Consider the following 17,463-nt stretch of genomic DNA (forward strand, 5'->3'; position numbering starts at 1 on the left):
CGCCGGGAACAGGGGGCGCGCTGCTCTCCGTCAGACCCGATCGGCCGCGATGAGCAGGTACTGGAAGCTGCCGTCCTTGTACGCGGTCAGGAAGGCCTTCTCGATGCCCGTGGCCAGGGGCGACTGGGCGCGCAGCTCCCAGTACGGGATGGTGGCCTCGGTCAGGTCCACGACGGCGGCCGGGACGAGGCGGTTCTTCGCCATCTCCTTGAAGTAGCTGCTGCGCGGGTGGATGTCGCAGATGTAGTGGGCGTTGATCTCGCTGACGGCCCGGGAGGGCAGGCCGTAGCTGTCGTTGTAGCAGCCGGTGATGGTCACGTACCTGCCGCCGTGCCGCAGCATCCGGGCGTACTCCGGGAACAGCTGGGAGAGGTCGACGTACATGGTGCTCTCGTTGTTCCAGATGGCCCGGAAGCGGTCCGTCTCGAAGCCGGTGTCCAGCATGTTCTTGAGGTGGAAGCGCACCTTGTCGGACACGCCGCGCTTCTCGGCCTGCTCGTTGGCGAACGCCACCTGGGTCTCGGAGATGGAGATGCCGTCGACGTGGCAGCCGAAGCGCTGGTTGGCGACGAGGCTGCTGCCGCCGCGGCCCGAGCCGGAGTCCAGCAGGTAGTCGTCGGGGGTGATGGGTCCGAGGTGGCTCAGGAGCAGATCCGCCTGGGCGCACTCCAGCCGGTGCAGCTCGGCGGTGATCCGCTCGTCGCGGGTCTCCTCCGGCCCGTCCAGGACCGACCAGTCGGCGTCGCCGATGCCGTAGTGGTGGTGGTAGATGCCGTCCACTTCGCCGAGGCGGAGGTTGACCGGGTTCTTCTCGCGGTTCCAGTAATCGGCGACGGACCGCTGGTACGCGCTGGCGAGGACCGGGGCGGGGGTCTCCTGAATGGTCACCGTGTCTTCTCTTTTCGATAGCGGGTGAACTGATAGGAACTCAACTGAAAGGGAGTCGCGGGAAGTCGCCCGGCCACCGAGCCACCCGGTCACCGAGCCGTCCGGTCACCGAGTCGCTGGGTCACCGAGTCGCTGGGTCACCGGTGCACTGGAGGTCACCGGGTCACTTGACCGGTGCCTCGCGGTAGCGGGGGCTGGTGGCGTGCCACTCCTTGCTGCCGCCCATCCACGCCCACAGCCCGGTCAGGTAGCGCCGCAGGGCCGGGGAGCCGGCCGCGCTCAGGAGGGCGCACTCGGCCTCCACCGTGTGCATCAGCTCGTCGTGGATGCACGCCGCGCGGTTGACGGCCTCCTGCAGCGAGCAGTTGTCCTCGGCGGCGATGAGGTTGGGCAGGTTGGTGTCGGTGGGGTCTTCCTTGGTCATCGAGTACAGGTCGTTGAGCAGCACGTTGGCCGTTCCGGCGTACAGGTACGTCCGGCGCACGCGCGCGTCGGCGAACTCCGCGGCCGGGAGTTCGTAGCCGCCGACCGGGTCGATGAGGACCATGCAGGGGTAGAAGGCGTTCTCGTAGCGGTGCAGCAGGTACTCCCACACGGCGGGGGTCCGCCCGGAGCCGCGCCACTCCGCCTCCTGGTTGTAGCCCACGAACATCACGGCGAGTTCGTGGCGCAGCCGGGCGACCTGGGTGGGACTCGCGATCTCCGCCAGGTGGTCGAGGCAGGAGCGGAAGGCGCGCAGCACCGGCTCCTTGCGGACGAGGTCCTCGAACTCGGCGAGGTAGCGGGCCGGGAGCCGGACGGGGTCGACGACGGCGTGGGCCATGGCCAGGCGCGAGCCGATCAGCTCCGGGCTGGTGTCCTCGCCCTCGTCCACCCAGTGGTCGTCGACGGCCCATTCGGAGAGCCCGCACTTGGCGGCGATGAGGATGCGCTCGGGGTCGTCGGTGTCGGGGTGGGCGAGCATGAACAGCCGGCCGAAGTTGTGCGACCGGAGCCGTTCGAGGCGGCCCTGGAAGATGCCGACCTCCTCGGCCCACTCGACGAGCCGGTTGTTGACCTCTTCGCCGAGGGCCGGGTCGTCGCGCTCGGCGTCCGGGCAGTAGAGCGGCGGCACGACGACGGAGGACCCTTCGGACCCCTCGCCGCTTTCCGGTCCTTCGCCCGGGCCCGCGGCGGCGTCCTGCCCGGCCGGAGGCGCGGATGCCGGTGCGGCGGCGGGCGCCTCCGACGGCAGGCCGGCTTCGGCGAGGGCCGTACGGAACAGACGGGCCGCCGAAGTCCCCAGCCCCGTCGGCCCCGCGAGGAGGCCCTGCACCGCCTCCGCCACGGCCGGCCCCGGCCCGCCGGCTGCGGAGTGGTGCGGGCGGAGGGCACTGGGCGCTCCCGCCTGGAGCGGAGAGGCGCCGTCAAGCTGGGGCATCCGGGGGTCCCTTCGCTACGCATGCGGGCATCGCGAACGGCGGTCCGCGATGCCGGAGTTCTCCGGTCAGCAGACTGACGGGCCGGGAGGGGCCTTGCACAGCGGTAGCGGCACACATTCATCCGTATGTAGCTGTGTATGTTTATCCGGCCGCGTTGTGGTCCAGATACGGCAGAAGGGCTTCCTGTGAAACGGTGGCCCGGGAGGCGCCGGCCAAGACGAGGTAAAGGGACGTCAGGGCGCCTTTCAGCCCAGCTAGTTGATGCGGGAAGGGCGCACTGCCGGCATGGAAGACCCGGCGGGCGACCTGGAGGCACGGCCCCGGTCCGCCGGCCCGCCCCCGGCAGGCGCTTCGCCGCCTCTCCGCGGGGCGGCGCCCGTATCGACTTGCCGACCGGTGGGCTAGTAGATTCTCAGGCCGAGGGGGTGCGCCTTGGACGGCATTGCTGACGGACGTGACACCACACCGGCCGACAGACCGAGCCTGCAGTCGATCAGCGAGGTGATCGAACGGGGCCGGGTGCTGGAGGGGCTGCCGCTGCTGCCGCGAACCGACGACGTATAGCAACCGGCAGACACCTGCCGGGTGTTCTTCTGGAACGAGCGGGTGAAAGAGAGTCAGTGGGAGCACATCACGTCCGCGCCGGTGGTTCCGGATCCGCAGCCGCCGGCCACGAGTCCAGGCGAGCGCTGCGACGGCTGCGCCGTGGCGCCGCCACCCTGCTGACCCGGCTCGAACTGCCGGACCGGTGCGACATCGTGACGCTGTGCGAACACCTGAGCCGTGAGCGGGGCAGGCCGCTCCACCTCGCTCCGGTGATCATGGGCGCGTCGTACCCGTGCGGGATGTGGGTGGCACTGGACACGGCCGACATCGTCATCTTCGAGGCCAACACCAGCAGGCTCCACCAGGACCACATCATCGCGCACGAACTCGCGCACATGATCTGCAGCCACCGGGGGGACACCGACCCGGCCGGCTCCTCGGGCCTGTCCTCGATGTTCCCGCACCTCGACGCGGAGCGGGTCCGCGAGGCGCTCGGCCGTACCAGCTATTCGACGGAGGAGGAGCAGGAAGCCGAAATCATGGCGTCGTTGATCCTGGAGCACGTCACGCGCCCACCGCTGGAGAGCAGATGGGCCGTCCCCTCGGTGGACGCGGAGACCGTGGCCCGCATAGAGAGGTCACTGTGACCTCACCCCTCCTCGCCGAGGGGGCACCGTGCTGGGTCTGAAGAGCGTCATCTTCCCCGTCTGCGCCGCCCTCTGCGCCATCGCCTTCCTGTACAAGCTCCTCGACGTCCGGAAGGGGAGCCGGGACCCGGCGCTGATCGCCCTCCTGGCCGCCTTCCTCTGCAAGGGCGTCTCCTTCGTCCTGTCGACCCCCGCGGTGTCGGCCGGCGTCGACAGGTTCTCCGGCGTCAGCAACCTGGGGGCCCTCGGCATCCACCTCATGGGCGGGGCCTCCTCAAGCGCCGCCTTCCTCATCGCGATCGTCCACTGGGTCCATCCGCGGGACGTGGCGCGCGCCAGGACCCGCATGCTCCTGACCGCGACCGCCCTCTGCGCGACGGCCATGCTCGTCCTGTGGTGGGCCGGTGACGACGGGTCCGGCCAGCGGTCGCAGCACTACTTGCTGCAGAACGCGCACCGGCCCGTCACCGCCGCCTACCTGCTGCTGTACGTCACCGCGTTCGGTGCGGGACTGGTCGAGATCATCCGGCTCAGCCTCCGGTACGGCAAGGTCTCCGGCCGCGCGTGGCTCCGCCGCGGTCTGCACTGCACGGCGGCCGGCGCCGCCGCCTACCTCGTCTACTGCCTGAACCGGGCCTGGGCCGTCGTGGCGGTGCAACTGGACCTGGCCCCGCTGGACTGGGAAGCCGTCACCCCCCTGTCCAACGGCATCGGCATCACCTTCCTCGCCGCCGGGCTCACCATGCCGTCCTGGGGCCCGCGGCTCTCCGCCGCCCGGCAGCGCACGGACCACTTCCTCGCCCACCAGAAGCTCCACCGGCTGTGGAGCGACCTCTGCGCCGCCAGCCCGAACATCGCCCTGAGCCCTCCGGAGCGTTCGCGGCTCGTCCGCTTCGCGCCGTACGACATCAACTACCGGCTCTACCGGCGCGTCATCGAGATCCAGGACGGGATCCTCGCCCTGCGCCCGTACATGCCCGAGGAGCCGGACGGCGCGACCGCGGATGCCGAGGCGGCTCTCGTGGCGGCGGCGATCGATGCGAAGATGCGGGAGGTCGAACTGCCCGAGGAGCCGCCGACCGTGACGTCCTTCGTCCCTTCGGACGTGGACTACGCGGGCGAGGTCTCCCGGCTGGTCGGGGTGGCCCGCGCCTACTCCGCCCTGGTCAAACAGGGGCAGGGCGGCGAGCAGTGAGCCAAGTCAGCCATGGGACGCGTGAGGAGAAGCAGGTCATGAAGAACCGCAGACTCGGTGGCAGCGGTGCGACCGTCTCGGCCGTCGGTCTCGGATGCATGGGCATGTCCATCGCCTACGGCCCCGCCGATCCGGCGGAGGCGCGGCGCACCCTCGACCGCGCCGCCGAGCTGGGCATCACGTTCCTCGACACGGCGGACGCGTACGGGCGGGGCGCCAACGAGGAGCTCCTGGGGAGCTGGCTGGACGGGCGGGCGCGCGAGAGCTTCTTCCTCGCCACCAAGTTCGGGCTGCGGCACGACCCCGTCAGCGGACGGGTCGACCGGGTGGACAACTCGCCGGAGCACGTGAAGAGGGCCTGTGACGCCTCGCTGCGCAGGCTGGGCGTCGACCACATCGATCTGTACTACGTCCACCGCCGCTCCCCCGAGGTTCCGGTCGAGGAGACCGTGGGGGCCATGGCGGAACTCGTCGCCGCCGGCAAGGTGCGTTTCCTCGGGCTGTCGGAAGTGAGCTCCCGGACGCTGCGGGACGCGCACGCGGTGCATCCCATCAGTGCCGTGCAGATGGAGTACTCGCTGGCCACCCGCGACGTGGTGGAGGGCGACATGCTCGCGACGTGCCGGGAGCTCGGCACGGCCGTGGTGGCGTACTCGCCGCTGGGCCGCGGCATGCTCGCCGGCGCCGTCTCCTCGCGCGAGGAGCTCTCCGAAGGGGACAACCGGCTGCGCTGGCCCCGGTTCTCCGCGGAGAACATCGACCGCAACCTCGCGCTCGTGCGCGCCCTCGAAGCCGTCGCCGGGGAGATCGGCTGCACTCCCGCGCAGGCCGCGCTCGGCTGGCTGCTCGCCCAGGGCGACGACATCATCCCGATCCCCGGCACCAAGCGCCTCGCCCGCCTCGAAGAGAACGCCGCGGCCGTGGAGCTGGTGATGACGCCGGAGCAGCTGGCGCGGATCGGCGACGCCGTACCCGCAGATGCGGTGGCCGGGGCGCGCTATCCGGAGCAGGCCCTGAACCGGCTGGGTCACTGACCGCGGGCCGGCCCGGGCACCGGGTCAGTACGCGCCGATCGACCAGAAGACGCCCACCTCGTCGTCGCTCACCGCGATGAGGCCCAGGTCGTCGAACAGGTCGAGGCCGCCGAGGTACGCGGAGGTGAGGAAGCTGTGGGACCGCGTGCCCTGAAGGCACGCCCCGACGAAGTCCGGGGCCGGGTCGGAGGCGGCGGCCGTCGCGTTCGTCCAGTACCGGGCGCCGGGGCCGTACCTGCCGAGCAGGGTGCGGGCGTCCGCCAGCGCGGCCTCCCGGCCCTCGCGGGAGCGGGAGCGGACGGGGGCGGGTTCCGCCTGCCACTCCTCCGTCATGACGGCGAGCGCGCCGACCGCCGCCTCCGCCTCCAGGCGGTAGAGGCGGCCGGGCATCTCGGCGGCGGCCGGCGGGTCGAAGGGGTACGCGGGCAGCGCGGGACCCCCGATGTCGCTGATCTCCGCGTCCAGCCTGATCCAGCCGCGCGGGTCGGGCACCGCCCGGTACATCACGGCGTGGACGTCGTGCGCCCAGTCCTCGTGCCGGCGGGGGCCGGTGGCCACGAAGACGTAGGGGTCGTCGAGGAGCCGCAGTGCCGCCGCGTTCCAGTCCGCCTCCGTCACCATCAGTAGTACCGCGGTCCGGAGTCGGTGGCCCGCACGGGCTGGGGGAAGCCCGACGGCTTCTCACCCTTCCTGACCACGTCGCACCGGTACTTCGACTGGCTGTTCAGGGGCGCCAGCACGGCCTTGGGGATGTCGTTGCAGAGGGCGTAGTCGATGCTGCCCCTGAAGTTGCCGTAGAGCAGGCGGGCGACGCCGTCGCGCGTGAGGATCCCCTGCCGCGGGGCCGCCGTGAACGTCACCATGCTCCTGGACCAGGCGGGCTTGTCGCCGATGCGCACGTCCCATTCCACCTGGAGGCCTTCGAAGGTGGTCTTGCAAGTGGTGGTCGTCCCGCTCTTCGAGGCCAGGTCCTCGGGGCACTCGGCGGTGATGCTGCCCTCCGCGCGGGCCATGTCACGGGTCTTGCGGCGCAGCTCGTACTCCAGGTTCTCGCTGAACGACGCGTCGGCGGCCGGGGAGGGCTCCGTCTTCTCGTCGGGCAGGGCGGGCGGCTCGTCCAGCCGCTGCGGCAGGACGGTGCCCGCCGGCTTCGGCTCGGCACCCGCGCGGTCCGCGCCGGACTTCCCACCCCCGCACCCGGCGGCCGCCAGACACACCGCACCGGCTATGAGCACTGAGACGATCTTCGATTTCACGGCGGTCACTCTACAGAGACCGCCGGACACGGCGGGAGGGCGGCGGCCGTCCGGCCCCGGCGCCCGGCCGCGGCCGGGCACGAGCAGTGGCTACCGGATGAGCAGGTGGCTGCAGGTGGCTACCAGTAGTGCCGGCGGCCTCCGACCTCATGGCCCACCGCGCCCAGCACCCACAGGATCGCACCGATGACGAGCAGGATGATCCCGATGGTCCACAGGATGGAGATGCCGGTCAGGAACCCGATGACGAGGAGAATCACTCCCAGGACGATCATGTTGGCCTCCGCTCGGCGGAAAACCCCCTCCTCCTCACTGTCCACCCCCGCCGGGCATCGCGCCAAAGCAACGGGCCCGGGCCCGGCCCCGGCTCCAGCCGCGGGCCCGGCTCCGGACAGCCCTCAGGCGGCGAAGCCGATGTTCGTGACGTACTCGTACTGGCCCCACTGCGAGCCCAGGTCGACGATCGTGTCCGTCCAGGCGTCGTCGAGCTCGCGGGCGTCTCCGGCGGCCCACGCGGCGACGATGCGGTCCCAGCGCCGCACGTTCATCGTCCGGTACTCGACCACGCGCTGCAGCGGCCGCGGCACCTGGGACTGGTTGAGCGGGTGGATCTCCACGCGCGTCCCGCCGGAGGAGTTCAGGCGGCGCAGGAGGTGGCGGGCGACGTTCTGGCGGCGTACCGAGCGGTAGGCCCGTTCGACACGCTCCAGGTTGGCCTTCGACGGGCTGCGCCTGCCGTCCAGCCACGCTTTCAGGGTGCGGTCGGTGACGGTCAGGCCGGCATCGTACGCGGCCTTGCGCGCGTGGGCCGTCCTGGTCAGGTAGTGCAGGCGGGCCATGAGGCCGCGGCGGGCGGTCACGGGGGTGGTGATACCACCGGCGAGCTCGTCGAGCTTGCGGGCGACGGCTTCGCTGCCCTTGACGCCCCGGGCGCCGTACTTGCCGAAGTCGATGGTCCTCTGCGGCATCTACTCCTCCTCCCCCGTTCCGGCGTCCGCGGCATAGGCGTCCTTGACCTTGACTTCGGTAACGCCCCGGCCCTCGGCGAAGACACGGCGCCAGTCGCCGATGACGTGGAGCTCGTCGGTGCCCATGGCACGGACGACCGTCAGCCCCTCGTCGTGGGCCTTGAGGGCCTTCATCCAGAGGTTGGCGAACGCCTGGGAGCGGATGATGTGCATCCAGTCCGGCCGGTAGAGCTCCCGGTTGTAGTTCGACTCCCCCATGGTGGAGACGAACTTCGAGTACATCGCCTTCACGTACTCCAGGGTGACCTCGTCCCCGGCGGCGATCGCCGCGTCGCGGGCGTCCTTGAGGGCGACGCGGAACTTCTCCAGGAGGTTCTCCGTGGCGCCCGAGGTGTACGACTCGTGCACCACGGGCCGCTCGCACAGCCCGTGCTTCGGGCCGGACAGGCGCAGGAGCAGGCGGAGGGTGGGTTCGGTGACCCACAGCGGGCCGGGCTCGTCGCGCCGGCCGATCGGGTTCGGCAGCACGTCCTCGTGCTCCCACGCGGGCGGAGTGATGAGGTGGACGCCCGCGCGGCGCCGGTCGTGGGCGAGACCGGCGGAGTGCTCCAGCTGCCCGAGGGGCAGGTGCGTCTTGAGCGCGGAGAGGTAGGCGCCGTTGATGTCGAGCGCGGTCACCTCGTGGGTGCCCGGCGGGAGTTGACGGCGCGTCCACTTGGGGCGGGCCTCCCAGATCTGGTCGGCGCCGCGGGAGGTCTGCTTGCGCAGGATGTCGGGAATCCACGGGTGGGCGACGATGTCGTAGCGGGCGCCCTTGCGCGTCTCGTCCAGCAGCCGCATCGCGTCCGGGATGGCCCGCTTCAGCAGGGCGGCCGTGGCCGCGTCCACGTCGCCCTCGTTCTCGGCGAGCGCGGCCCGGACCGCCTCGCCGATCAGGTCGACGGGACCGGACGGCGTCTGGAACGCGCGCCGGGCCGGGGCTGCGGCCGCCTTGGACGTGGGAGCGGCCACGGGACGGGGCACGGTTCGGGTCACAGCCCGGGGTACGGCTTGGGGCACAGCCTGGGATACGGCTTGGGTCACGGCTCGGCAGTCCGCCGGGTCCAGATGCTGGGCGAAGCCCGCCACCCGGCTCCCCGCCGGACGCCCGCACAGCACGCACGGCTCCGGCACGGCGAGCGACTCTACGTCGTCGCCCTCGCCTGAACCGTCCTGCCCGGGCTCGGGCGCAACGCCCGTGTCAGCCTTCTCCGGCTCCGGCTCCGGATCCAGCTCCGGCTCGGCCTCGGCCTGGAACTTGGCGGCCAGTCCGTCCAGCAGATACGCGTACCTGGTACGGATCTCACCGGACGGGTCCCGGGTACCCTCCCAGCCGGCCACCGTCGACGGGCTCACCCCGAGCGCCCGGGCAACCTGGGCCTTGGACAGCCGCGCCTGCTCACGCAGTTCCCGGCGCACCTCGGGGGTGGGCAGTGCGGCCTCCGGGCCGACGGCGGCGAGCAGCGAGTCGATCGCGTCGAAGTCACCCACCGGACCGCACCCCCCGCGCGGCCGCGGCCACCCGGCGCCGGGCAGCCGGCAACGCCGCGCACGCGCGGGCCGGACCGGCCAGCAGGTCCAGGGCGCCGATGCCGTAATGCACGGCGAGGGCGTCCACGTCGCCCAGCGTCCACGACGCCGTGCCGGACTGCCTGCGCGACACCTGCGCCTGCGTCAGCCCCAGCACACCGGCGACCACGCGCTGCGACTCCCCTGTCGTCCGCATCAACGCGGCCACCGCCAGGCGCAACGACTCCTCCAGTCCCGAGCTCATGCCGCACACCCTACCAACGATCATGCGCAAACCGCATACACGTGGCCGGAGCCGACCCGCATACACGTGGCTGAAGCCGGCCCGCCCACAGGGGCCGGGCCGGCTTCAGCCGAGCGTTCCGCCGTTCAGCGGGAGGCGCCGGGCGGCTCCGCAGTCGGCAGATAGCGGGGTGCCCGCCAGGCCTTCAGCCGGGTCTCCACCATTGCTCCCAGTGACAGCAGGTCGTCGTCCTGCCGGTCACCGGCCATGAGGAGCAGGCCGACCGGGAGTTCGCCCACGAAGCCGGCGGGCACCGACAGCGACGGGTAGCCGGCCACGGCCGCGGGCGTCGACGACGGGATCACGTCGTTGTCGCCGCGCGCGCAGTCGGTCGTCCAGGCGGGCGGGTTGGCCGGTGCGGCGATGGCGTCCAGCCGGTGGGCGGCCATGGTCTCGTCCACGGAGCGGCGGGAGAGGTCCTTCAGCTCGGCGCGCACGGCCCGGTACCCCGGGTCGGTGACCGGGGGCGCGGCGAGGGCCTGCTCGAAGAGTTCCTGGCCGGCGAAGCAGGTCCGTTCCGCGGCATGCGCGCGGTTGAAGGCGATCAGCCCTGCGAGGTCGCGCGGCCCCTCCCGCGTGGCGAGGTAGGCGTCGATGTCCCGGTGGAACTCGCTCAGCAGCGCCGGGTACTCGAGCTGGGCGAGCCGTTCCTGGTACGGGGGCGTCACCTCGACGACGACGGCTCCCGCGGCGCGCAGCTTCTCCGCCGTACGGGTCATCAGGGCGTCGACCTCGGGCCCGAGCGAGGGCAGCCGCCACAGTCCGATGCGCTTGCCGCGCAGTCCGCCCGGCTGCTGCGTCAGGCCTTCCGGGAGGGCGGCGGGGCGCGGGGCGCCGTCCCCGCGGAGGACCGCGAGGGTGAGGGCGGCGTCGGTGACGTTGCGCGCCATGGGCCCCGCGGTGTCCTGCTCGGCGGAGATCGGCACCACGCCGGCCTGACTGACCAGCCCGAGGCTGGGCTTGTGGCCGACCACGCCGTTCATCCCGGCCGGGCACACGACGGAGCCGTCCGTCTCGGTGCCGATCGCCACCTGCGCGAGCGACGCGGCGAGCGCGGCGGCCGAACCGGAGGACGATCCGCACGGGTTGCGGTCCAGCACGTAGGGGTTCCTGGTCTGCCCGCCCACCGCCGACCATCCCGACGTCGGCTTCGCCGCGCGGAAGTTGGCCCACTCGGACAGGTTGGTCTTGCCGAGGATCACCGCTCCCGCGTCCCGCAGCCGGGTGACGAGGGCCGCGTCGGTGCGCGGCGGGCTGCCGGCCAGCGCCAGCGATCCGGCCGTCGTGGGCATGCCGCGGGTGTCGATGTTGTCCTTGAGCAGGACGGGAATGCCGTCGAGCGGTCCGCGGGCGCTGCCGCGCCGGTGCCGGGCGTCGCTGGCGGCCGCCTGGCGCATGGCGGTGGGATCGGTGCGCAGCACCGCGTTGATCCTGGGATCGACGGTGGCGATCCGCCGCAGGTAGGCGGCGGTCAGCGCCGACGAGGTGAGCGATCCGTCCGCCATGCGGGCCTGCAGCTCCGGGATCGTCACCCTGTCGAGGTCGACGCCCGGCGCCGGCGGAGGACCGTCCGGCAGCGGCGGCGCGCCGCCGGCATCGCGTTCGGCGGCGTGCGCGCGACCGCCCGGCGCACCGGGCACACCCGGCACTCCTGTCACGAGAGACCCCAGCCCCACCGCCACTGCGGCCATCAGTACGAGAGCACTCTGCTTCCCCATGCGTGCCAGCGCACTACATCACCGCGCCCGGCACAAGGGGTGACGCCGGCCGTGGCCCGAAGAAGGCGGCCCGGCGCCCCGGCCTACGCTCTACCTGCCCCTGGTGACCTGAGCGGCCATGCCGCCACCGCCGTCGCACCACCACACCACCACGCCGTCACACCACCACGCCGTCACACCACCGCGCCGCCACGCCCGCGAACCGGCACCCCCGCCACACCCGCAACGGGGACATCGGGCACCATTGGGGCATGAGCGTAGTCAAGATCAACGTCCTGACCGTCCCCGCCGAGCAGCGCGCCGTCCTGGAGGAGCGCTTCTCCGCACGTGCCGGGCTCGTGGAGTCCAGCGACGGCTTCGAGTGGTTCGAGCTCCTGCGGCCCGTGGAGGGCACGGACGACTACTTCGTCTACACCCGCTGGCGCAGCGAGGAGGACTACCAGAACTGGCTGAACGGCCCGATGCGGCAGGGCCACCAGGGCGGCGGCGACGGCGCCCGCCCCAAGCCTGCGGCGACGGGCTCCAGCCTGCTGTCCTTCGAGGTCGTCCAGCAGGCGTCGGCCAAGAACGCCTGACGAGAACGCCTGGAACGGGCGCGGGGGCGCGGGGATGTTCCCCGCGCCCCCGGCCCTCACCGCTTCCGCGTGACCGGATCCACCGTCGGACCCGACGACGTCAGGCCCGGAATCAGGCCCGCCGCCGCGTCCGCCGTCACGTCCACCAGACGAGTTCGTTCTCGTCGTTCAGGGCCGTGAAGCAGGTCAGCAGCAGCCGCTTGGCGTCGCCGGCGGGCGTCTCCCCGCCCAGGACCGCGTGGGCGAGGTTGCCGTTGATCACGCACAGGTCCCCGCTCTCGACCGGAACGACCACGCTGGGGTGGCCCTCCAGCTGCTCCGGCGGGTAGGGGAAGCCGCTGTAGGTCAGGCCGAGCCGCTCCCGGGAGAAGTCGTCGGGCTCGACGTTCCACAGCTTGATCTGCCCCGTTCCCCCGGGCACCTGCGGGTAGACGTTGACCGCCATTACCCGCCGCAGCTCCTGGATCTCGAAGCCCGCCTGCAGCGGGTCGCGGAGCTGGGCGAGGTCGTCGTGCGGCATGAGCAGGAACGCGCCGGTGTTGTTCCAGAGCACGGCCTTCGAGTCGCCGGCGGCACGCCCTTCGTGCACCGCGGGGCGGACCCCCGCCAGGCTGCCGTGCCCGGCCAGCCGGTCGCGCAGTGCGGCCACCGGGTCGGTCGTGCCCTCGTACAGGGCGCGTACGGCGTCGGCGGAACGTTCCACCTCGGTCAGGTACGCGTCCGTCGTCTTCTCGATGTGCGAGGCGCCGACGATGTAGCCCTCGACGCCGTCCTCCCCCTCGCCGTAGCGGGGAGTGCGGTGCGTGGAGGCCCAGAAGTTCTCCACGATCCGCCGGCGGTCCGCCTCGGGGACGAAGCCGGTCACCCGGTAGGCGGCCAGTTCCCCGCGCAGCACCCGGAGGACGGCTTCGGTGTCGAGGCTGCCGTGCGTCTCGTGCACCCGGAACTGGTCCGGCGGCAGGGCGCTGCCGGTGATCCGCGGTGCCGTGGTGCCGGTGGTCATGCGCTCCTCCGACGGGTCTCGGTCACGGTGGACGGTGCGCCGCCGGTCGCGGTGCCGTGGTGGAGGAGGGGGCGCCTGCGGTCGAGGAAGCCGAGCATGGCCGGGACCGGGCTGATGATGCGCGGCCGGCTGTCCAGCTCGCCCCGGCGCCGCTCCCGGACGACCGGCATCTGTGACCAGTGCGTCGCCGGGCTGAGGTGGTGCTCCTGGTGGTAGCCGTCGTTGAAGGTGAGCGCGTTGTACAGGCGGCCGTAGTGGCTCACCGAGTCCGTCGCCCGGGAGGACGGGTCGGCCCCGTAGTGCCGGTAGTAGTTCTGCACGTTCACCATCGCCAGGGCGATGAAGAACGAGGGCAGGTAGCAGAACAGCGTCCACTGCCAGGAGATCGCCGCGAACAGCACGAGCGACAGGCAGTGCGCGGCACGGTCGGCCTGCACCTGGCGCAGTTCCTTGCTGCGGCGCGGTTCTCTGCGGGCGGCCAGCGACAGCAGGTTGGCGTCACCGGCCCCCACGCGCCACAGCCGCACCACGTAGAGGATCTCCCGGCCCCGGCCGATCAACGAGTCCAGCGCGCCCGTCACCACGTAGGGGAGCAGCGGCGCGTGCTCACCGTCCTTTCCGTCGCGGTAGGTGGACGAGGTGTCCCGCGTCGTGCCGTCCGTTCCCTTGAGGTCGTTGTTGAACCGGTGGTGGTTGCGTACGTGGGTGAGGTGGTACGCCTGCACCGACTGGCCGATGTTGACCGAGTTCAGGAGCGACACCAGTCCGTTGAGCCGGGACGAGGTGAACCACGGCACGTGCGTGAACAGGTGTGAGATGACGATGATGTTGTAGGCCATCATCACCGCCAGGAGGGCGTAGCCGCCGGCCCGCCAGGGGACCGAGGCCCCCTCCCAGGCGGTGGCGAGCCAGATCGTGACGGCGAACTGCGCCACGCTGAACACCAGCAGGAGCGCGTCCCGCGGCGTGTGTTTCCATATCCCCCCGGTCGTCATTAGAAGTACGACTCCAGGGTGCCGCGGCGGCGGACGTCGAGCGTGGCGCAGTGGAACGAGCCGCCGAAGCTGTTGAAGTTGCGGAAGTTGACCGGGATCGGCTTGAAGCCGAACTTCTTCATCGCGTCGATCATCGGCTGGTCCTGCCGCTCCACGATGACCCGCTCCTCGTCCAGCATGAGGATGTTCATGTTGATCCACTTGCTGGTCATGTACAGCGGGTGCGAGTCGGGGATGACCGGCGCGGGCGCGGTCATGACGTCCCAGCCCTTGAACAGGGCGGGCACCTCGGGGACGCGCTCGGGGTGGATGAGCAGCTTGCCCGGAGCCATCGGGACCAGCGTCGCGTCGATGTGCATCGGGTGCGAGTCGTTGAACTCGAAGACGTGGATGCGATATTCGTCGCCGAGGTGGCGGCGCAGCCACTCGATGCCGAAGTCGTTGGTGACGTTGCTCTTCTGGGCGATGATGTCGCGACCGCAGCGCGTGAAGTCGGCGGCGTCGAAGGTCGGCTCGAATTCGGTGACCACGAGCCGCTGCGGGCCGTCCTCGCCCGGGTCGGTCCAGCTCTGGTCGAACTGCTCGTCCGTCAGCTCGGGCTTGGGGCCGGAGCTCCACTTGGCGCCGCCGCGGAAGTACTCCTTGAGCAGCGGGCGGTAGGCGAGGGTCTCGTAGTAGCGCGAGCGCCAGGCCATCGGGCACTCGATGATGTCGTCGCCGACCACGAGGAGCGCGTCGCGGGGCATCGCCGCGTACATGCCCGTGCTCTTCCAGTCGAGCGTGCTGTATTCGGTGCGCTGGGGGATCGGCTCGGGGCGGCGGACCTTGACGCCCTCGCTCGTGAGGATGTGGGCGAACTCCTCCAGCTCCTTGTGCGCCGCGGCGACCTGCTCGGCGGGGAAGGGCTGTCCGGCGTTGCGGCGGAAGGTCTCGTGCTGGTTGCCGGGCAGGACAGGCGGCAGGGCCATGTGCCAGGTCGGGAAGCTCGCTTCGTCGACGATGCCGACGATGACTTCCTCCAGCGGGTCCCACTCGGTGTAGGAACACACGGGGCCTTGGGGCTGTTCTGCCTGAGCAGTGTGGTCGTTCGCGCTGGTGTCCACCGCGTCAAGTGTCACGGGTTGTGCTCCTCTTGCTGTGCGACGTGCGGAGCCGCCGCCGGGAGACACGGGTGGTGCTGCGTGAGCGTGTCCTCACCGGCGGTGGCCTTCGATCGAGTGATCGAATTCAACGCGCGCGCCCGCCGGACGGGCAAGACTCCCGGCAATGTTGTCGCAAAAGGCGTTCTTGACAGGAACGACCGACCGAATTGGCTGTCAGGAAAGCCGGCCGTCGTAGTCGGGCAGCTTGAAGCCCTTTTCGTAGTAGCCGCCAATAAAATCGGTCGACCGGTTTCCTATGTTGGCCGTGATGACATAGCCGTCCCGGGTCAGCTCTTTCCTGCAGCGCGCCTTGCCCTCCTCCTTGCTCTCGCCGTGTTCCCGCGTACATATGGCGTCTACCGGATATCCGGCGTCCTGGAGCTCCTGCCGCGCGGACGACGAGGAGGTGCGGGCGGTGACGAACAGCACGGCCATGTGGTGCCGGTGCGCCCATTCGGCCACCTCCAGCACCGGCTTGTCGGCCTGCCCCGGGTGGTAGTACGTCTCCAGCGCGGTGTTGTCGATGTCCAGGACGATGGCCTGTTTCCCACCACGCTCGGCGGAACGGCCGCGCAGCCACGGGATGGCGGGGGCGACGGCCTCCTTCACATCGGCCTGCCAGGTGCGGTAGTCCGGCGCTCCCCGCCCCGAGGAGGCGGCGGTCTCCGCCGGGGCGGCGACGGCCGGCGTCGCGACCGGCAGCACGACTGCCGTCAGCACGGCGAGGGCGGCGATACGGAACTTCCTGACGGACATCAACCCGTTCCTTCCGGTGGTCCACTGATCAACCTGTCGGTCAGAAAGATCAGCAGCACGGAAGGACGTGCGGGCGACGGCGAGATGTCACCGTCATGAACACGCTCGGACCGGCTACTTCACGCACAGCGCCGCGCTGAACGCCTTCGCCGCGGCGTCCTCGGCCTTCTCCGGGATCGTGAGGCTGGTGTTGACGGCGAGGGTGATCTGCCGGTCGCCGTCGGCCGACGTGAAGCTGAAGGTGGTGTAGCCCGGAACGCTGCCGGTGTGGCCCCACACCGGCTGCTCGCCGGGGCAGTAGGCGGACCTGCTCTCCAGGCCCAGGCCGTACGTCCGCGACGAACCGGGCTCCGTCTCCTGGAACGTCCGCATCTCCCGCAGGAGACGGTCCGGCAGCAGCCTGCCGCTGTCCAGGGCGCGGTAGAAGCGGTTGAGGTCGGCGGTGGTGGAGACGATGTTGCCGGGGCCCCAGAAGGCGGTGGGGCTGAAGTCGGTGAAGTCGGCCGGCGCGGTCTCTCCGGGCAGCCGCTCGTAACCGTTCATGTGCCGGCCGGGCAGTTGCCGGGTGGTGGGGATGGTGGTGCCGGTGAGGTGGAGCGGGCGCACGATGCGGCGGTCGATCTCCTGGGCGAGCCCATGGCCGGTGGACTTCTCGATGAGCATGGCGAGGATGACGTAGTTGGTGTTGGAGTACGCCCACTTCCTCGGCTGACCGGGGGCACGCGACTCCTTCGCCCCGGGTGTCCCCTGCGTCTTCGCCATCTCCTTTGTCGCGAGCTCGACCAGCTCCCGGGGCGTGTAGTGGGAGTTCTGGAGCTTGCGTATCGGGTCGTCGCCGTCTCGCCGGAGCACATCGGTGTAGTTGGGGATCCCGCTGGTGTGGCCGAGCAGCCGGCGTACGGTGACGGGCGCGCCGTCCACCTCGTCGGGCACGAGGCCGGGCAGGTGGTGCCCGATGGGGTCGTCCAGGCCGATCCGGCCCTCGGCGACGAGCTGCAGCACGACCGTGGCGACGAAGCTCTTGGTCACGCTCCCGGCCCGGAACCGGTCCCCAGGCTGCGCCGGGCGCCCGCTCTGCAGGTCGGCGACACCGCTGCTCGTGCGCCGGACACGGTCCCCCTCCCGCACCTCGGCGATCGCACCGGGCACGCCGGCGGCGACGATGCCGTCCAGGGCCCGCTGGAGCGCGGCGTCCCTGCCGGCCGGGCTCGCGGTCTCCCGGCCCGCGCCGTGGGCGCCGGCGGGTGCCGCGGCGGCCGGGACGGCCGCGGGGACGAGGGCGGCTGCGGCAGCAAGCAGGGCTGAGGCGGCGGCGGTTCGGTGACGCATGGTTCGGATTCCCTTCGCGGTGTGCTGATGTCATCACCGTACGAAGTCCGGACCCCGCTCGTGATCATGAAAAGGGATGATCGTGACGTCGCGATCCCCTACAGGTTCCCTGACCTCCGAATCCGGGTCCGTGTCCGG

19 protein-coding genes are annotated in these 17,463 nt (G+C 71.2%); 5 read left to right on the forward strand and 14 right to left on the reverse strand.

What is annotated here, in order from left to right:
• Positions 1-30: 30 nt before the first annotated feature.
• Together B7P34_RS08525 and B7P34_RS08530 are read right to left on the reverse strand one after the other, a co-directional pair.
• A complete protein-coding gene (locus B7P34_RS08525) occupies positions 31-882 on the reverse strand; it encodes a geranyl diphosphate 2-C-methyltransferase (RefSeq protein WP_223267653.1) in 852 nt (283 codons plus the stop codon).
• Between the two features lie 169 nt (positions 883-1,051).
• Positions 1,052-2,308 (reverse strand): family 2 encapsulin nanocompartment cargo protein terpene cyclase, encoded by a 1,257-nt coding sequence (locus B7P34_RS08530; protein ID WP_223267636.1) that lies wholly within the window; start codon positions 2,306-2,308, stop codon positions 1,052-1,054.
• A 433-nt stretch (positions 2,309-2,741) separates the two neighbouring features.
• On the opposite strand from B7P34_RS08530, the gene B7P34_RS39310 reads away from it, so the two are divergent.
• The 4 genes from B7P34_RS39310 to B7P34_RS08545 are packed head-to-tail and all read left to right on the forward strand — an operon-like array spanning position 2,742 to position 5,731.
• Positions 2,742-2,873 carry a hypothetical protein gene (locus tag B7P34_RS39310; protein ID WP_286157461.1) on the forward strand — a complete coding sequence of 44 codons (132 nt, stop codon included), beginning with the start codon at positions 2,742-2,744 and terminating at the stop codon, positions 2,871-2,873.
• 56 nt (positions 2,874-2,929) lie between these two features.
• Positions 2,930-3,502 (forward strand): ImmA/IrrE family metallo-endopeptidase, encoded by a 573-nt coding sequence (locus B7P34_RS08535; protein WP_223267637.1) that lies wholly within the window; start codon positions 2,930-2,932, stop codon positions 3,500-3,502.
• A 28-nt stretch (positions 3,503-3,530) separates the two neighbouring features.
• Positions 3,531-4,697 carry an MAB_1171c family putative transporter gene (locus tag B7P34_RS08540; protein WP_106675201.1) on the forward strand — a complete coding sequence of 389 codons (1,167 nt, stop codon included), beginning with the start codon at positions 3,531-3,533 and terminating at the stop codon, positions 4,695-4,697.
• Positions 4,698-4,735: 38 nt separating this feature from the next.
• On the forward strand, positions 4,736-5,731 hold the full coding sequence (locus tag B7P34_RS08545; RefSeq protein ID WP_106675202.1) for an aldo/keto reductase: 996 nt from the start codon (positions 4,736-4,738) through the stop codon (positions 5,729-5,731).
• A 24-nt stretch (positions 5,732-5,755) separates the two neighbouring features.
• Here B7P34_RS08545 and B7P34_RS08550 read toward each other — a convergent pair whose 3' ends face one another.
• From B7P34_RS08550 to B7P34_RS08575, 7 genes are all read right to left on the reverse strand, one after another.
• Entirely contained in the window at positions 5,756-6,352 is a 597-nt protein-coding gene (locus tag B7P34_RS08550) for a hypothetical protein (RefSeq protein WP_223267638.1), read from the reverse strand.
• Positions 6,352-6,987, reverse strand: coding sequence for a hypothetical protein (locus B7P34_RS08555; RefSeq protein WP_106675251.1), 636 nt, complete (start codon positions 6,985-6,987; stop codon positions 6,352-6,354). Before B7P34_RS08555 ends, B7P34_RS08550 begins: the two co-directional genes overlap by 1 nt.
• 119 nt (positions 6,988-7,106) lie before the next feature.
• Complete coding sequence (locus B7P34_RS37370) at positions 7,107-7,262, reverse strand: DUF6131 family protein (protein ID WP_189382589.1); 156 nt, start codon at positions 7,260-7,262, stop codon at positions 7,107-7,109.
• Between the two features lie 123 nt (positions 7,263-7,385).
• A complete protein-coding gene (locus B7P34_RS08560) occupies positions 7,386-7,955 on the reverse strand; it encodes a transcriptional regulator (RefSeq protein ID WP_106675203.1) in 570 nt (189 codons plus the stop codon).
• The gene (locus tag B7P34_RS08565; protein ID WP_106675204.1) at positions 7,956-9,485 is read right to left on the reverse strand and encodes a helix-turn-helix domain-containing protein; all 1,530 of its coding nucleotides are present in this window, start codon (positions 9,483-9,485) and stop codon (positions 7,956-7,958) included. It abuts the gene before it with no gap.
• On the reverse strand, positions 9,478-9,768 hold the full coding sequence (locus tag B7P34_RS08570; RefSeq protein ID WP_106675252.1) for a helix-turn-helix domain-containing protein: 291 nt from the start codon (positions 9,766-9,768) through the stop codon (positions 9,478-9,480). The genes B7P34_RS08565 and B7P34_RS08570 overlap by 8 nt, the downstream gene beginning before the upstream one ends.
• Positions 9,769-9,893: 125 nt before the next feature.
• The gene (locus tag B7P34_RS08575) at positions 9,894-11,525 is read right to left on the reverse strand and encodes an amidase (protein WP_189382591.1); all 1,632 of its coding nucleotides are present in this window, start codon (positions 11,523-11,525) and stop codon (positions 9,894-9,896) included.
• Positions 11,526-11,776: 251 nt separating this feature from the next.
• On the opposite strand from B7P34_RS08575, the gene B7P34_RS08580 reads away from it, so the two are divergent.
• Complete coding sequence (locus tag B7P34_RS08580; protein WP_106675206.1) at positions 11,777-12,100, forward strand: antibiotic biosynthesis monooxygenase family protein; 324 nt, start codon at positions 11,777-11,779, stop codon at positions 12,098-12,100.
• A gap of 136 nt (positions 12,101-12,236) precedes the next feature.
• On the opposite strand, the gene B7P34_RS08585 is transcribed toward B7P34_RS08580, so the two are convergent.
• The 5 genes from B7P34_RS08585 to B7P34_RS08605 form a co-directional block, all read right to left on the reverse strand.
• A complete protein-coding gene (locus B7P34_RS08585; RefSeq protein WP_106675207.1) occupies positions 12,237-13,103 on the reverse strand; it encodes a hypothetical protein in 867 nt (288 codons plus the stop codon).
• Entirely contained in the window at positions 13,100-14,098 is a 999-nt protein-coding gene (locus B7P34_RS08590) for a fatty acid desaturase family protein (RefSeq protein ID WP_106675208.1), read from the reverse strand. Before B7P34_RS08590 ends, B7P34_RS08585 begins: the two co-directional genes overlap by 4 nt.
• On the reverse strand, positions 14,098-15,216 hold the full coding sequence (locus tag B7P34_RS08595; RefSeq protein WP_223267639.1) for a hypothetical protein: 1,119 nt from the start codon (positions 15,214-15,216) through the stop codon (positions 14,098-14,100). Before B7P34_RS08595 ends, B7P34_RS08590 begins: the two co-directional genes overlap by 1 nt.
• Before the next feature lie 198 nt (positions 15,217-15,414).
• Complete coding sequence (locus B7P34_RS08600) at positions 15,415-15,996, reverse strand: HAD family acid phosphatase (RefSeq protein ID WP_106675210.1); 582 nt, start codon at positions 15,994-15,996, stop codon at positions 15,415-15,417.
• 114 nt (positions 15,997-16,110) lie between these two features.
• Complete coding sequence (locus tag B7P34_RS08605; protein ID WP_106675211.1) at positions 16,111-17,325, reverse strand: serine hydrolase domain-containing protein; 1,215 nt, start codon at positions 17,323-17,325, stop codon at positions 16,111-16,113.
• Between the last annotated feature and the right edge of the window lie 138 nt (positions 17,326-17,463).

It is taken from the genome of Streptosporangium nondiastaticum (assembly GCF_003011965.1).
Taxonomy (GTDB): Bacteria; Actinomycetota; Actinomycetes; order Streptomycetales; family Streptomycetaceae; genus Streptomyces; species Streptomyces nondiastaticus.

Bases quoted from the DNA above. Each gene is read 5' to 3' on its own strand.
- B7P34_RS08530 (WP_223267636.1), bottom strand. From the start codon at position 2,308: ATGCCCCAGCTTGACGGCGCCTCTCCGCTCCAGGCGGGAGCGCCCAGT.
- B7P34_RS08545 (WP_106675202.1), top strand. From the start codon at position 4,736: ATGAAGAACCGCAGACTCGGTGGCAGCGGTGCGACCGTCTCGGCCGTC.
- B7P34_RS08550 (WP_223267638.1), bottom strand. From the start codon at position 6,352: ATGGTGACGGAGGCGGACTGGAACGCGGCGGCACTGCGGCTCCTCGAC.
- B7P34_RS37370 (WP_189382589.1), bottom strand. From the start codon at position 7,262: ATGATCGTCCTGGGAGTGATTCTCCTCGTCATCGGGTTCCTGACCGGC.
- B7P34_RS08560 (WP_106675203.1), bottom strand. From the start codon at position 7,955: ATGCCGCAGAGGACCATCGACTTCGGCAAGTACGGCGCCCGGGGCGTC.
- B7P34_RS08570 (WP_106675252.1), bottom strand. From the start codon at position 9,768: ATGAGCTCGGGACTGGAGGAGTCGTTGCGCCTGGCGGTGGCCGCGTTG.
- B7P34_RS08575 (WP_189382591.1), bottom strand. From the start codon at position 11,525: ATGGGGAAGCAGAGTGCTCTCGTACTGATGGCCGCAGTGGCGGTGGGG.
- B7P34_RS08580 (WP_106675206.1), top strand. From the start codon at position 11,777: ATGAGCGTAGTCAAGATCAACGTCCTGACCGTCCCCGCCGAGCAGCGC.
- B7P34_RS08585 (WP_106675207.1), bottom strand. From the start codon at position 13,103: ATGACCACCGGCACCACGGCACCGCGGATCACCGGCAGCGCCCTGCCG.
- B7P34_RS08590 (WP_106675208.1), bottom strand. From the start codon at position 14,098: ATGACGACCGGGGGGATATGGAAACACACGCCGCGGGACGCGCTCCTG.
- B7P34_RS08600 (WP_106675210.1), bottom strand. From the start codon at position 15,996: ATGTCCGTCAGGAAGTTCCGTATCGCCGCCCTCGCCGTGCTGACGGCA.
- B7P34_RS08605 (WP_106675211.1), bottom strand. From the start codon at position 17,325: ATGCGTCACCGAACCGCCGCCGCCTCAGCCCTGCTTGCTGCCGCAGCC.